9 protein-coding genes are annotated in these 15,602 nt (G+C 65.9%); 7 read left to right on the plus strand and 2 right to left on the minus strand.

The window, feature by feature from the left end; all coding sequences use genetic code 11:
- Positions 1–136 precede the first annotated feature (136 nt).
- The 6 genes from KF886_14050 (at position 137) to KF886_14075 (ending at position 9,885) form a co-directional block, all read left to right on the plus strand.
- Positions 137–1,471, plus strand: a complete 1,335-nt coding sequence (locus KF886_14050; GenBank protein MBX3178479.1) for a Gfo/Idh/MocA family oxidoreductase — start codon at positions 137–139, stop codon at positions 1,469–1,471.
- A gap of 164 nt (positions 1,472–1,635) precedes the next feature.
- A complete protein-coding gene (locus tag KF886_14055) occupies positions 1,636–5,049 on the plus strand; it encodes a PQQ-like beta-propeller repeat protein (protein ID MBX3178480.1) in 3,414 nt (1,137 codons plus the stop codon).
- Positions 5,050–5,146: 97 nt separating this feature from the next.
- A complete protein-coding gene (locus tag KF886_14060) occupies positions 5,147–6,418 on the plus strand; it encodes a Gfo/Idh/MocA family oxidoreductase (protein ID MBX3178481.1) in 1,272 nt (423 codons plus the stop codon).
- A gap of 103 nt (positions 6,419–6,521) precedes the next feature.
- Positions 6,522–7,559, plus strand: coding sequence for an NAD(P)-dependent oxidoreductase (locus KF886_14065; protein ID MBX3178482.1), 1,038 nt, complete (start codon positions 6,522–6,524; stop codon positions 7,557–7,559).
- Between the two features lie 5 nt (positions 7,560–7,564).
- A complete protein-coding gene (locus KF886_14070; GenBank protein MBX3178483.1) occupies positions 7,565–8,623 on the plus strand; it encodes a dihydrodipicolinate synthase family protein in 1,059 nt (352 codons plus the stop codon).
- A gap of 14 nt (positions 8,624–8,637) precedes the next feature.
- Positions 8,638–9,885, plus strand: coding sequence for a divalent metal cation transporter (locus KF886_14075; protein MBX3178484.1), 1,248 nt, complete (start codon positions 8,638–8,640; stop codon positions 9,883–9,885).
- Positions 9,886–10,441: 556 nt separating this feature from the next.
- Here KF886_14075 and KF886_14080 read toward each other — a convergent pair.
- Entirely contained in the window at positions 10,442–11,839 is a 1,398-nt protein-coding gene (locus tag KF886_14080; protein ID MBX3178485.1) for an aldehyde dehydrogenase family protein, read from the minus strand.
- Between the two features lie 996 nt (positions 11,840–12,835).
- Between KF886_14080 and KF886_14085 the strand changes: the two genes are divergently transcribed.
- On the plus strand, positions 12,836–13,537 hold the full coding sequence (locus KF886_14085) for a methyltransferase domain-containing protein (protein MBX3178486.1): 702 nt from the start codon (positions 12,836–12,838) through the stop codon (positions 13,535–13,537).
- A 124-nt stretch (positions 13,538–13,661) separates the two neighbouring features.
- On the opposite strand, the gene KF886_14090 is transcribed toward KF886_14085, so the two are convergent.
- Positions 13,662–15,416: a gamma-glutamyltransferase gene (locus tag KF886_14090; GenBank protein ID MBX3178487.1), complete on the minus strand. Its 1,755-nt coding sequence runs from the start codon at positions 15,414–15,416 to the stop codon at positions 13,662–13,664.
- Positions 15,417–15,602: the final 186 nt, after the last annotated feature.

Raw genomic sequence — 15,602 nt, forward strand, 5'->3', positions numbered from 1 at the left:
TGTGTAATTTCGCCGTTGTCAGTCCGCGATGCGGGGGTTGAAATCTCCGCGCAGCATCCCCGAAGGCCCTTGCGTTATCCGGGATTCTTTGATTTAATGGGCTTTCCGCTTCTGGTAGCGCCGAAAGGAACATCCCATGCAGCCCACCCGACGAAGTTTCCTCCGATCCACCGCCTCCGCCGTCCTGGTGGGCGGCATGATGGCCACCGGCCGTGTCTTCGGCGCGAATGACCGGATCCCGGTGGCGGTGATCGGGCTACGCGGTCGCGGTCGCCGGCACCTGAGCGTCGAGGAATCCGATCCGGCGAACCGCGCGGGCTTCAATGGCCGGGGGACCAACGATGTGGGGTCGGACGTGGTGGCGGTGTGCGACGTGGACGAGCGCGTACTGGAGGCGCGCCTCGCCCAGTGCAAGGCGGACTTCGGGAAAGCGCCGAAGGTCTACCGCGACATGCGGGACCTCTTCGCGGACGGCGGCGTGGCGGCGGTGTCGGTGGCGACGCCGAACCACTGGCACGCGCTGGCGGCGGTGTGGGCGTGCCAGGCGGGGAAGGATGTCTTCGTGGAGAAGCCCCTCTCCCATACCTTCTGGGAAGGCGAGCAGGTCGTGGCGGCGGCGAAGCAGTACAACCGCATTGTCCAACACGGTACGCAGAGCCGCGCGCACGTGAACTGGGTGCGGCTGATGCAGCGGGTGCGCGCCGGGGCGATTGGCGAGGTGTACCTGGCGCGGGGCCTGTGCTTCAAGGGGCGTGGGCCGATCGGCTTCGCGGAAAATACGGAACCGCCGAAGCAACTGAACTGGGACCTGTGGCAGGGCCCGGCGGACGCGCGTCCCTATTGCGACAACTACGTGCCCTACAACTGGCACTGGTTCTGGAATTACGGCAACGGCGACATCGGCAACCAGGGGGTGCACCAGATGGACCTGGCGGTGTGGGGGCTGGGCGTGACGGAATTGCCGGTGCGCGTGTCGAGCCACGGCGGCCGCTACGGCTACGAGGACCAGGGCGAGACCCCGAACACGCAGGGCGCGGCGTTTACGTATGCCGACGGGCGCACGCTGGAGTTCGCGGTGCGCGGGCTCTACACCAACGACGAAGGCGGCCAGACCGTGGGCAACCTGCTCTACGGCTCCAGGGGCTTCGCGGCGGGCGACAGACTCTACCGCATGCCCGGAAATGAAATCCCGGACGAAGGCGAGGCCGAAGAGGAAATTCTCGTCGACGGCAACCAGTACCGCGCCTTCCTGAAGGCGGTGCGCTCGCGCGACGAGAAGTACATCGCGGGGACGGCGGCACAGGGCCACCTCTCGTGCGCGCATATCCACCTGGCCAACATCGCCTACCGGCTCCAGCGCTCGCTCAACATCGACCCGAAGTCAGGCGCCATCCTTGGCGACGACGAGGCGAACGCCCTGCTGACCCGACCGTATCGTGACGCCTTCACCATGCCGGATCTGGCGGTATGAGGGCCCAACGATTCTTGGACGCGATACCCGAATGCGTCCGCGCACGAAATCTCCCGGCGGGGCGGCGCCGGCCTTGTTCCGCGGGAGCGGCACGGTCCGCTTTACCACGGGGGACCGTGGTAACGAGTGCCTATCGGAACGTCACCCTCAGGGAGGCGCCATTCATGCCGTCAACGAAAACAATTATTGGCTGCGCCGCAAGCTGCTTGGCGGTCGCCGCCCTCGCGGCGCAGGCCCCCGCCCTACCCGACCCCACGGTCGAGTGGACGGTGGAGACGCCGGGCATCTCGGGATCGCCGGTGGCCTATCCAGCGGAGAACCCCGACAGCGTGGTAAGTTCCTCGGGCGGGCGGGCCGTTCGCATCAGCGGCGCGGGCGAAGTGATCTTCGCGGTCGAGTTCGGCCCCGAAGCCTCTCGGGGCGGCGTGATGGAGCCGAGCGTGGCGGATCTGGACGGCGACGGAGTGGACGAGATCATCACCGGCCACAACGACGGGCTCATTGTGGCCTTGCGGGGCGCGGATGGCCGCGTCTTGTGGGAATACGACCTGGGCACGTCGCTGGACGTATGGCGGATGCCGATCACCGCGGATCTCGATGGCGACGGGGCGGCCGAGGTGATCGCAGCGAACATGGACGGCTGGATCGCGTGTCTCAATGGCGACGGCAGCCTCCGCTGGCGCAGCAAGATCGAGGAATACCGGCTGTCGACGCCCGCCGTGGGCGACATCAACAACGACGGGCGCCCGGAAATCGTGTATGGCACGGCCACCCGCCACGTGATCGCGCTCGACGCGGACGGCCGCCTGCTCTGGGACCGCTTTCACCCGCCGCTGCACATGGGCCGGACGAAACCCGTGATCGCGGACCTGGACGGGGATGGCGCGGCCGAGGTATACACGATGTCGTCGATGATCGGCGAGGGCATCGGGCTGTTGTGTTTGAACGGCGCGGACGGCGCGGTGAAATGGGAAGGGGCCACGTGGCACAAGGCCTACCACGGCCTCAGCGTCGCGCGACTGGCGGACGGAAGCCTGGGCGTGCTCGCCTGCGACAAGGGCGGCAATCTGGGGGCCTACGGCGCGGATGGCGTGCTGCGCTGGCGCACGCAGGTGCTCGGGCAGGGTATCTGGACGCCGCCGGTGCAGGCGGACGTGGATGGCGACGGCCGTCTGGAGATCCTGTTCACGCAGCGGAATACCTCGCTGGACGGCGAGGGGCACTCCTGGTATGTGCTGGACGACGGCGGGGCGGTGATCGGCGCCTATGGCGGCGGCAACGGCTTCCATTCGCCCCTGGTGGCGGATATCGACGGCGATGGGGTCCTGGAAGTGGTGATCGCGTTCGGAGAAGGCCGGATCGTGTGCCACAGCTTCGGCGGCGCGGCGAAGGAGGGCGCGGTGGTCGCCGCGGACTGGCGGGGGCCCGCGTACAGAGCCCGTGCGGGCGCGCAGGATCGGAAAACCGAGACATATGGAGAGGCGCTGGAACTGGCGACACTGAAATCCGATCCCCATCTCGGCTTGAATCCGATTGAAGTAACGATTCCCGACGGCATCGCGGCAAACGCCGTGGAAATCAGTGCGCAACCGGCGGATGGCCCTGTCTGGCGGCGCGTATACCGGGCGGAGCACGGCGAAAAGGCGATTCAAGGCCGGTGGCCGGTCGTCTCGAAAGGACCCCAGACGCTGACGCTGACGCTGCTCGATACCCGGACGGGCGCGGCGTTGGGAAGCCAGGAGATTGCGATCAACCTGGAGCGCCCCGAAGAGCCCATTTCTGTCGCGCGCGCCGAAGCCATGAAAGTCCTGGAGCCGGGGAACGGCGAGACCATTACAGCCAGTCAGATGGGTACCCTGGCCATGCTTTCGGGACAGCGGGAGAAGCTTCGCTACGAATTTGACCATCTCCGGCTAAAGACGCTCGGTCTAAATCGCAAATCGGCGGGCGTACAGGACGAGGCGTTTCGAGAAATCGATGCCTATCTGCAAGAAGTTGACAATAGCGTCCGGCTTGCATCGCTGGTTCGCAAGGTGTGGTCTTCCGGCCGCGGCGCATCGTTGATTATGTGGCAAGACGACAATCCCTGGGACAACATACCGCCCAAAAACGCGCTACCCGATTCGGGCGGGCCGCTCACCGCGCGGACGTGGGCCTTCGGGCGGGAAATCGAATCTGTCGCCATAAACGCCCTCAACCTCACCAGCAAAGGCATGACCCTGCGCTTTGAGCCGGGGCAGATCTACCGCGCCGGCGAGGAGCAAGCCCTGGGACCGGCGGGGGATGTGGCGACGTTGATGCGCGCGGTTTGGCTCCCGAGCCGCTTCGGCGAAGTCGTGCCGGATATGCTCCCGGAGCTCGGCGCCGGTTCCCTGCTCGACATCGCGCCGGGCGAGGTGAGCCAGCTCTGGATTAATCTCAACACCCACGATCTGGAGCCGGGTTCCTATGAACTCCGCTGGCCGGTCCACACGCTCGATCAGCCCCCCGCGGAGCAAACACTGACTGTGGCGCTGGAGGTATCGTCCGTGCGGCTGCCGGAAAAGAGCCGCTTCCTCACGGGCTACTGGTCGAAGAACCGCATCGGTGATTTCAGCACGGTGGCGAACCTGAACGAACACCTGCAAACGCTGTGGTACCAGCTGCCGCTGCCCGCCGCGGAGGCGGATGCGTCCGGGAATCTGTCTGGCGCGCTGGACTGGAGCGCGCACGACGCGATTTTGTCGGAGGCGCGGCAGGTGGACATGATTCTATACAGCGGCCCGCCGGTTCCCCGTTTTCCGGAGGGGGTCGAGGTGACCACGGAATTACGCCGCGCGGGTCAGCGCGCCTATTTTCAGGCGATGGTGGATCACCTGGCGGAATTCGGGCTCGGGCCCGAGCATTTTTGCTTCTACGTGGAGGACGAGCCGGGCCTGCGCGGAACGATAGAACACTACATGGAGCGCGCGCGGGAGAACCGGGAGATCGACCCGCGCATCCAGAACTACGCCAATCCCTGGGGCGGCATCACCATCGAGAATATCCGGGAGATGGCCCCGGTGACGGATGTGTGGCAGCCGGGCATGGAGACGATCGAGTTTCTCGGGCCGGAATATGTGGAGGCGATGCGCGCGCCGGGCGAGCGCATCGCGATGTACACGCCGCCGGGGAACTGCCGCGTCCTGCGCCCGCTGGGCTTCTACCGCGCGCAGCCGTGGCAGGCCTTTCACTGGGGCATCGAGGGCGGAGGCTGGTGGGTGTACTACCAGGGTGACGACCTCTTCGCGACGGACCCGAACAAGGAGCCCGCCTATGCCGCCGTTCACTTCGACGGTCGCGCGCTGGTGAACAGCCGCCGCTGGGAAGCGCAGCGCGACGGCATCGAGGATTTCAACGCGATCACCATGCTCTCCGAACTGGCCGAGGTGAGGAACGACGCCGCGGCGAAGGCGGTGCTGAAGGAGGCGGTGGACTACGTCGCGGGAGAGACCATCACCGGCATGCCGCGCGAAGCGGCGGATTACGATATGGACTTCGCGCGGTTCAGCGAATTGCGCTCAAAGATCCGGCTCGAGCTGGAGCGGTTATGGCCGTGAAGGCATACCTGAGAGGATGGCCCTGCCGGCTCGGGTGGTCGCTGGCTGTGCCGGCGTGCGCGGCCCCGCGGTATACTGGCGTCAGGAGGAACAACCCATGGCAAATTACCTTTCCCGCCGCACATTTCTGAAGGCAACCGCGGCCGCCCCGCTGATCCTGGCGGGCCGGGCGGGAAGCCAGCCCGCGCCGAGCGAGCAGATCACGCTCGGGTTCATCGGCACGGGCGGGCATGGCGTCGGCTGGAACCTGAAGTATTTCAGCCAGATTCCCGAGGTGCGCGTGCTGGCGGTGTGCGATGTATTCCAGGATCGTCGGGAATCCGCGAAGGCGCGGGTCGACGCGCACCACGGCAATGCGGACTGCGCGATGTACAACGATTTCCGCGAGTTGCTGGCGCGCGACGATGTTGACGCGGTGGTGATTTCGACGCCGGATCACTGGCACGTGCTCATGTCGGTGATGGCGGCGCGCGCGGGGAAGGATGTCTTCTGCGAAAAGCCGACACTGACCATCGAGGAGGGGCAGGCGCTGGTGCGTGTGTTTCGCGAGACGGGCCGCATCTTCCAGGGCGGCATCGAGGACCGTTCCGTGGCGGTGTACCACCGCATGGCGGAGCTCGTGCGCAATGGCGCGCTGGGCAAGCTGGAGCGCATTCGCGTGGCGCTGCCGCCGGGCGACGCCTTCCCGAAGGAGGAGTCCGCGCCCGTGCCGGAGGGGCTCGACTACGACCTGTGGCTCGGGCCCGCGCCGTACGCGCCCTACTCGCCCACGCGCCTCGAACCGCAGCAGTGGCGGAACATCTTTGACTACTCCGGCGGCAAGTTCACCGATTGGGGCGCGCACCTGATGGACACGGCGCAAGTTGCTCTCTTCGAGGAGCACGGCGGCCCGGTGGAGGTCGAGGGCGTCGGCGACTTCCCGGTGGATTGCATGGCGGACGCGGCGACGACCTACGAATTGAACTACCGCTACGCGAACGGCGTGACAATGGAGGTGAAGTCGGACGGCGCGGGCATCGGCTTCTACGGCAGCGAGGGCTGGATCCGGAGCAACGGGTGGCGCGCGGCGATGGAGTCGAGCAGCGAGGAAATCGCGCAACACGTTTTCCCTCCGGACGCCAACAAGATGTACCCCCTGCCCCCTGGCGAGCACCAGGCCTTTATTGACGGCGTGAAATCGCGGGCGATGCCGTATTACAGCCCGGCGGACATCCACCGGCTGAGTTCGGCGATGCACATCGGCAATATCGCGATGCGCCTGGGCCGAAAGCTTCAGTGGGATCCCGCCGCGGAGGAATTCCCGGGGGACGCGGAAGCCAATGCGATGCGCGGGCGCCCCATGCGCGCGCCGTGGACGCTGGACGCCTGATCCGAGGCGCGGTCGCACCCGGCCGCCCGGATGTGGCATCATGGGCGGCTCCAGTTTTCAGGCAGCCAACCCGCGACACGGTCCAATTTCAGGAATTTCCCGCATGCTTTCGTTCCCCGCCACCATCGACACCGTAGAAACCCTGGAGGAGCTCTTGAGCCGCCCGACGCCGGCGGTGATCGAGATGATGGGCCGGCTGGAGGGGGATATTCTCTTTCTGGGCGCGGGCGGGAAGATGGGGCCGACGATGGCGCGGATGGCGCGGCGGGCGGCGGACGAAGCGGGTGGCACGCGTCGAATCCTGGCGGCGTCCCGCTTCAGCGACGCGGCCGCGGAGGCGTCGCTCCAGGCGGTGGGCGTGGAGACGATCCACTGCGACCTGCTGGATCCCGCGCAGGTGGCGGAATTGCCCACGGCGCCGAATGTCGTGTTCATGACCGGCATGAAGTTCGGATCCACGGGCCAGGCCGCCATGACCTGGGCGATGAACACGTGGCTGCCTTCGCTGGTGTGCCAGCAATTTCCCGAGAGCCGGATCGCGGCCTTTTCCACGGGCAATGTATACGGCCTGACGCCGCTTTCGCTCGGCGGATCGCTGGAGACGGATGAATTGCATCCGGCGGGCGAATACGCCATGAGCGCGGTGGGCCGCGAGCGCATTTTCGAGTACTTCGCGGCGGAGAAGGGCATTCCCACGAGCCTGATCCGGCTGAACTACGCCTGCGAGCTGCGCTACGGCGTGCTCGTGGACGTGGCGCGACGGGTATGGGATGGCGAGCCGGTGGACGTGTCCATGGGCGCGTTGAACACGATCTGGCAGGGCGACGCGAACGCGATGTCACTGCTGGCGATCGAGCACGCGGCGAGCCCGGCGTGGGCCGTGAACGTGGCCGGCCCGGAACTGGTGAGTGTACGGCGCGCGGCGGAGACCTTCGGCCGCCTGATGGATCGCGAACCGGCCATCGTCGGGGAGGAGGCGCCGGACGCGCTCCTGAGCAATGGCCAGCGCGGCCACCTGCTCTTCGGCTACCCCTCGGTTCCGCTGAGCCAGATGTTGAGCTGGATTGCGGACTGGATCATGCGCGGCGGCGCGAGCCTGAACAAGCCGACGCATTTCGAGAACCGGAAAGGGAATTTCTGATGCCCATGCCGGAGCGGTTGCGCGCCGTACTCGATCAGGGTGTTGTCATTCCGGCGCACCCGCTGGCCTTGACGGCGGAGCGCAAGATCGACGAGCGACGCCAGCGCGCGCTGACGCGGTATTACATCGACGCGGGCGCGGGCGGCGTGGCCGTGGGCGTGCATACGACGCAATTCGCGATCCGCGATCCGAAGGTTGGCCTTTTTGAACCCGTGCTCTACCTGGCGGCGGAGGAATTGAACCGCGCGGAGGACCAGGGAAAGCCGCACCTGATCCGGATCGGCGGGATCTGCGGGAACACCATGCAGGCGCTGAAAGAAGCCCGGCTGCTGCGCGACCTGGGCTACGACGCGGGCCTGCTGAGCCTGGCGGCGCTGGAGGATGCGGACGTAAGGGGGCTGCTGGCGCATTGCCGCGAGGTGGCGGAGGTGCTCCCCGTGATCGGGTTTTACCTGCAGCCGTCGGTGGGCGGGCGGGCGCTCCCCTACGCCTTCTGGCGCGGCTTCGCGGAGATCCCCGGCGTGGTGGCGATCAAGATTGCGCCCTTCAACCGCTACCAGACGCTCGATGTCGTGCGCGCGGTGGTGGACGCGGGCCGCGACGACATCGCGCTGTACACCGGCAACGACGACAATATCGTGGCGGATCTGGTTACCCCGTTCCGCCTGAAGCGGCGCGGCGAAACGGTGGAGCGCCGGATCGTCGGGGGCCTCCTGGGGCACTGGTCGGTGTGGACGCGCCGCGCTGTGGAACTGCTGAAGCAATGCCATGAGGAGATCGCCAACGGCGAGGGCATTCCCGCGTCGCTGCTGGCCCGGGGCGTCGCGGTCACCGATTCGAACGCGGCTTTTTTTGACGCCGCGAATGGCTTTGCGGGCTGCATCGCCGGCCTGCACGAGGTATTGCGGCGGCAGGGGCTGCTGGAAGGGATCTGGTGCCTGGATCCCGAAGAGGGCCTGAGCCCGGGGCAGATGGAAGAAATTGATCGGGTCTACGCGCAGTACCCCGATCTGAACGATGACGAGTTTGTACATGCGCACCGCGACGAATGGCTGCGCGGATGAGAGGAGCCTGATCTATGAGCGAGGAACGCCGGTGGTATCACCGCGTGGGACCGGGGCTGATTACGGCGGCGGTGGTGCTGGGCCCGGGAAGCATTGTATCGTCGAGCACGGCCGGCGCGAAGGCGGGGTACGGCCTGGTCTGGATGCTCGTGCTTTCCGGAATTGTGATGGCCACGTTCACCTCCATGGGCGCCCGGATCGGCTGCGCGCTGGACGAATCGTTCCTGCAGCACCTGGCGAAGCGCTGGGGCCGCCCCATCGCGGCGATCACGGGGTTCTCCGCGTTTTTCGTCGCGGCGGGCTTCCAGTTCGGGAACAATCTCGGCGTGGCCGTGGCGATGCAGGGGCTGGCGCCCGGCATTCCCGGGTGGATCTGGCCGGTCGTGTTCACGGGCCTTTCCATCGTGTTCATGATGATGGCCCACAACCTCTACCACCTCCTCGAACTGATCATGCGCTTCTTCGTGGGCATGATGCTCGCCGCGTTCGCCGGGAACCTTTTTTTCACCGGCATCAGCCCGGTTGGCCTCGCGAAAGGGCTCGTCCCCGGCTCCTTCGGCGCCGGTGAACTCCTGATCGCCACCAGCCTCCTGGGAACCACCTTCTCCGCCGTGGCCGCGTTCTACCAGTCCTACCTCGTGCAGGCGAAGGGCTGGAAGAAGCACAACCTGTTCAACGCCATCCAGGACGCGTGGATCGGGATCGCGCTCCTCGGCCTGATGGGCCTGGTCATCATGATCGGCGCCGCACAGTCGCTCTACGGGCAGGAAGGCGACTTCAACAACATCGGCGAGCTGGCGAGCCAGCTCCGCAACGTGCTCGGCAACAGCGCCGTGCTCGTATTCAGCTTTGGGCTGGGCGCGGCGGCCTTCTCCTCCTTCATCGCCAACTCGCTCATCGGCGGCACCCTGCTGGCCGATGGACTCGGCCTCGACCCGCGCATGGAAAAGCGCCCCGTGCGCATCTGCACGATCGCCGCGCTGCTGATCGGGTGCGGCGTGGCCATCGCCACCCTCCAGACCGGCGCGGGCGGCGCACAGAGCGTGCTCATCGCCCAAACCTCGACCATCATCGCGTCGCCGCTGTGCGCGCTGCTCCTCTTCTACTTCGCAAACAACGCCGCGCTCATGGGCGACCTGCGCAACCGCCTCTGGAGCAACGTGATCGGCGCCGTCGGCCTGGCGATCCTGCTGGGACTCGCCGGGCGCACGCTCTTCAGCGTGATACCCAGAATTGCCGCCCTCTTTGGAGCGGCGGCCTAAAGTTCCCCGCCGATCTGCCGATACCTTAAGCACAGGGCCGAGACACGGAGGTCAAGGCGACGAAGGACACGGACGTCACCGCGAAAGCGCGGAAAAGGCTGGATGATCCGCCGGGTGTCATTCCCAACACCAACGCGATCGGCGAATCGATCCCATAGTCTTTCCATCCATGAGAGGCGCCATAACGCTACGTTGTGGCGTTTTTCTCTTTTCGGGCGGATATCCCCGCGAATGCTTGCCCCGCCCGAAAATATTCGCACTAAAGTTCTCCCGCGCGGCGCCGATACAAGAAGTACAAGGCCAACACACGGAGGTCGAGGCCAGCACGACACGGATGTCACTTGCTACAAATCCTGGAATTACTCACAGGGTGGAAAATCCCGCCACCTGCCAATGGGAGTCGGCCCAGGGTCTTACCTCAGAAACGCGCCTCGGCAACCCCGCGGCGCGTTTCCAATTTACAGAGAAATCCCCGGTCACCGAGACCATTCACCGCGGCAAATCCACGCCATCCACTCTGTCCACGCCGCCCGCGCGGGTGCGGCCTCGGATCTCGTCAGCTCGGTATCGTCGTTCGCAGGTGCATGCTCTTGAGGCGGGTGAGGCCGAGCAGGCCGTATTTGGAGAGGGTGGCGCCGCGGCCGGTGTCCTTCACGCCGCACCAGGGGAGCGCGGGGTCGAGATAATCGCAACGGTTCATGTAGAAGGTGCCGGTTTCGATTTGCTCGCCGATGCGAATGGCGCGGGCGACATCGGCGGTCCAGATGGACGCCGTGAGGCCGTAGGCGCTGTCGTTCATGTGGCGGATGGCCTCTTCGTCGCCGGAAACCTTGAGGATGCCGATGACGGGGCCGAAACTCTCTTCCTGCATGAGCCCGGAGTCCTGCGGGGCGTCCGCGACGACGGCGGGGGCGGCGAAATAGCCGGTTTCGGGCAGCCTGAACTCGGCGGGGTCGACCACGAGACGTCCGCCCGCGGCGACGGCCTCGGTCACCTGCTGTGTGAGGAAGGCCGGAGCGCCCTTCGAGGCGAGGGGGCCGATGGTCGTGCCCTCGGCCATGGGATCGCCCACGACGTAGGCGCGGACGGCGGCGGCGTAGGATTCGACGAAGCGATCGTAAACGGGGGCTTCGACGTAAATGCGTTCAATGGCGCAGCAGGACTGGCCGGCATTGTAAAAGGCGCCGTCGACGCAGTTGGCGACCGCCCAGTCGAAATTGGCGTCGGCGCAGACGTAGGCGGGGTCCTTGCCGCCGAGTTCGAGGCCCACGCCGATAAACCGGTCGGCGGCGCTGCGGTTGACTTCGCGCCCGCCCGAAACGGAGCCGGTGAAGGAGACGTGGTCCACGCCGGGGTGCTGGATGAGGCGCTCGGTCACCGCGTGGTCGGCGGCGACGGCCTGAACGAGGCCCTCGGGGGCGCCGGCGGTGCGGAAGGCCTCGGCGAAGGCCTCGCCGCATTTCGGGGTCTTGCTGGAGTGCTTGATGATGACGGCGTTGCCGGCGAGGATGCCGGGTACGACGACGTTGACCGCAATAAGGAGGGGGTAGTTCCAGGCGGCGATATCGAGGACGACGCCGAGGGGCTCGTGGCGGATGTAGCGCTGGAAGCCTTCCTTTTCGGGGAGGAGATCGTCGGCGAGGGTCTCCTCGGCGATGCTCATCATGTGGCGGGCGCGCTCGATGGTGCCATTGACTTCGCCGCGGGCCTGGCCGAGGGGCTTGCCCATCTGGACGGTGATATCGCGCGCGACGGCATCGGCGTTGGCTTCGAACCAGTCGATCATACCCTGGCAGAGGGCCACGCGATCGGCCACCGCGGTGTGGCGCCAGGCGGAGAACGCGGCGCGCGCGCGGGATACGACAGCGTCGATTTCGCCGGCGGAAAGCGCCGGGATACGGAAGGCTTCGGCGCCGGTGTACGGATTGGTGACGATGATTTCAGCGGTGCTCATGGGCGTCCTCAATGGGGTCGAAGGTTCGGACGGCGCGGGGCGCGCGGGGCGCCGGGGTCCGGGGGTGGCCCGCACGGCGAGCGCGGCGGGCGGAGCGCTGTGGAGAGTATATGTAAGGGGCGGGCGGGCGCTCAAGTTGGGTGCGTGGCGGGCGAGGAATCGCGGGCGAGCGGGGGACTGAAATTGGAGCCACAAAGAGATCAGGGCAGCCTCAGGCCGTAACCAAGGAATTGATCACCACGAAGCGTACGAAGAGCACGAAGAAAAGAAGAAACGGAGAAGGGATTTAACCGCAGAGAACGCATAGAGCGCGAAGGGTGATTTTCTGTGTGCGGATGGTGTGGGTGGCTGGGTGGCGGCGTGAATTATGAACCACTTGAACCGCGAATAAACACGAATAAACGCGAATTGTATGGTGGTTCAAGGCAGTCGATATTGAATGTAGTGGACTTGGGTTTCCCGCTCTTTCGGCCCGAAGGGCCAGTGCAGCTTCGAGCCTCTTCGGGACGGGCGTGAATAGCAGGATCGCGGACATTCGTGTCCGCGGCAAAGTGAGCCCGGGAAATAAAGTGACGTACGTGGTTTGGAATAGAATTCTGGCGTCCACGGGAGCGGAAAGCATTGTGAACCCGCGCCTCTTCACATACACTTCGAGCACGATATGTCTTGCGCTCGTCCTGCCGCGGACAGGAATGTCCGCGATCCTTTGCGGCGCTTCCTCGTTATTAACGGTCCGTTCGTGCTGTTTACGCGCGTTGCTGCTTCAGGCGGCTAAAATGTTACAAAACAAGAAAATGGCGGATAGTAGGACAGAGAAATTGAGTGAAGAGCTATGGCCTGAGGGGGGCAGCGCGGGAGAATGGCTCGCAAAGGATACGCCCTGAAAGGATCGAGGATGCGCCGAAGGCGGACAGGTCCAGTGCGGATGTCCCGGCGTGCGCGTGGTGGTTTGTGTGTGGCGGCGGGTCTGGTATGATGCGGCGGAGCGAGGAACCCATGGCTGAAGATGCGATTCTGGATACCATTTGTCACGCGCCCGACCGGGCGCACCGGCTTTCGCTGGATTACCTGCTTTCGTGTGTGCCGCGATCGGCGCGGCGGGTGCTGGATTGCGCGGTGGCTCCGGGCGCGCGCGCGGCGGCCTTGCGGGAGCACGGGGCGCGGACGGTGGTGGGGCTGTTTGCGGAGGCGCCGGATCCCGGGGATCCTTCGGGCTATGATGTGGTGATTCCGGGACCGATGGATTTTGCGACATTTCCGCCTGCGAGTGAGCCGTTTGATTGTATTCTGTGCACGGGGGTGTTGGAGCGGCTGCGGAATCCGGACGCGTTTATTCCGGCGCTGCTGGAACGGCTGGCGCCGGGCGGGCTGTTCCTGGCGACGGTTCCGAACATGCAGTATCACAAGATTGTGTGCGCGCTGGCGGAGGGGCGGTGGGCGTATGGGGATTCGGGGGTGTGGGATCGGAATAACCTGCGTTTTTACACGGCGCGGGAGATCCGCCAGCATTTGCAGATCGCGGGTTTGTCGAGCATCCGGATTGCGGGGCTGGTGGGGGATTCGCCGTCGGATTTTCCACGTGATGAGGCGGGCTATGCGCGATGCGGGCGCCTGCGGATCGGTCCGATGGACGATGCGGCATATCCGGCGTGGCTGGCGGAGTATTATCTGGTTTTGGCGGCGCGGGAGGGGGGGTAGGATGCACGGGCCGGGACATGCCCGCGCCTTGGTGCATTTGTTTTGGTGGTTGGGGTGTGGTGGATGGACGCGGTGTTGGCTGGGGTGGGTTTGGGTGTGTTGCGCGGGTACGTCCCTTGTCTCCTCAGTAGCCGATGGCGCAGCCGTCTTTTCTGGGGTCGGTTCCGCCGAAGTAGCGCCGGGGGTTTTCTTCGCGCCAAATGCCCTGGTAGCCGCCGAAGGCGCCGATGTCTTCGGTGACGTCGTGGCCGCGCCGGCGGAGCGCGGCGAGGGTCTTCTCGGGGATGTGGCGCTCGGCCTTCACCGTGCCGCTTTTTTCGATGCGGGTTCCGTCGGGGTCGGAGCTGCCGTTGTGCTCGATGCGGGGCTGTTCGCCGGCCTGCTGAGGCGACATGCGGAAGTCGATGAGGTTCATGAGCAGCTGGGTGTGTCCCTGGGGCTGGAAGGCGCCGCCCATGACGCCGAAGGAGAACACCGGGGCGCCTTGGCGCGTGACGAAGGCGGGAATGATCGTGTGGAAGGGGCGCTTGTGGCTTTCGAGGCGGTTGCGGTGGTTGGGATCGAGGGCGAAGGCGCATCCGCGGTTCTGGAGGGGGAATCCGAGGCCGTCGGGCACGAGGTGGCTTCCCCATCCGTAGTAGGTGCTCTGGATAAGCGAGACCATGTTGCCGCTGGCGTCGGCGGTGGTGAGGTAGATGGTGTCGGAGGCGTCGAACTCTCCGGGGGCGACGCGTTTGGAGGCGCGGCGGGGGTGAATAAGCTGGGCGCGTTGGGCGCCGTATTCCTTCGATATGAGCCATTCAAGCGGGACGTCGGCGCGGTCCATGTCGGCGTAGTAGACGGCGCGATCTTCGAAGGCGAGTTTCTTGGCTTCCAGGAAGAGGTGGAGGTGGGCCGGGCTGTTCGGTTCCAGGGCGGCGACGTCGAAGTGCTCCAGCATGTTGAGCATCTGGAGTACGCTGATGCCCTGTCCGTTCGGCGGAATCTCCCAGACATCGTAGCCGCGGTAGCTGGTGGAGACGGGCTCGACCCAGGTAGCCTGGTGATCCGCGAAGTCGCGTCGGGCGAAGTAGCCGCCCTGCGCTTCGGAGAAACGGACGATGCGCTCCGCGATTTCGCCCTGGTAGAAGGCGGCGAGGCCGTCGCGGAGGAGGATTTCGTAGAAATTGGCGAGATCGGGGCTGGCGTAGATGTTGCCGAAGGCCGGCGGCTTTCCGCCGGGGGCGAAGGCCGTCGCGAGCGAGGGGAACTCGTCGGGTTTCATGCGTCCCCAGTCGCGCGCGATGATCGGGCTGACGGGGAATCCGTTTCGGGCGTACTCGATGGTGGGCGCGAAAAGGCGCGCGGGCGGCCGCGAGCCGAAGCGTTCGTGGAGGGCTTGCCATCCGCTGACGCACCCGGGGACAGTCCAGGAGAGCGGAGAATAGGGGGGAATGCGGGTCAGGTCGTGTTTCCGGGCTTCGTCGAGATTCCAGGCATGGGGGGAGCGCCCGCTGGCGTTCAAGGCGTAGAGTTTGCGGTCGGCCTCGATCCATACGATGGCGAAGAGGTCGCCGCCGGGCCCGCAGTTCATGGGCTCGACCAGGCTCAGAAGGGCGTTTGCGGCGATGGCGGCGTCCACGGCGTTGCCGCCTTCGCGGAGCACATCGGCGGCGGCCAGGGAAGCGAGGGGCTGGCTCGTGCAGGCGATGCCGCCGGTGCAGGCGACGGTGGATCGGTTTTGATTGCGGTGCGCGAGCCGGGTGGGGTCAACCCGCATTCCGGCGCCAAGATCGGGGGCGGCGCCGGTCGGGGTGGTTGGGATGGTGGCGCATCCGGCGAGCCCGATGCCGGCCGAAGCCGCCGCGCCAACGCCCTGCAAAAAGGTTCTACGGTTCATGGTGCTCTCCTGGCGGGATCTTGCGCGGCTCGTGACAGGAGCGCGCCTGCCTCCCTGGCGTTGACTGTAGCAGAGGTGGTGGCGGTAGTAAAGGATCACGAAGCGGCGGCGTGTCTCGCCCTGCGGTTTCCGAGCGGTTTCCGGGCCCCATCAGCGAATGCAGTCAATGTGTGAGTGCGCCGCGCA

This window comes from Candidatus Hydrogenedentota bacterium (assembly GCA_019637335.1).
Taxonomy (GTDB): Bacteria; Hydrogenedentota; Hydrogenedentia; order Hydrogenedentales; family JAEUWI01; genus JAEUWI01.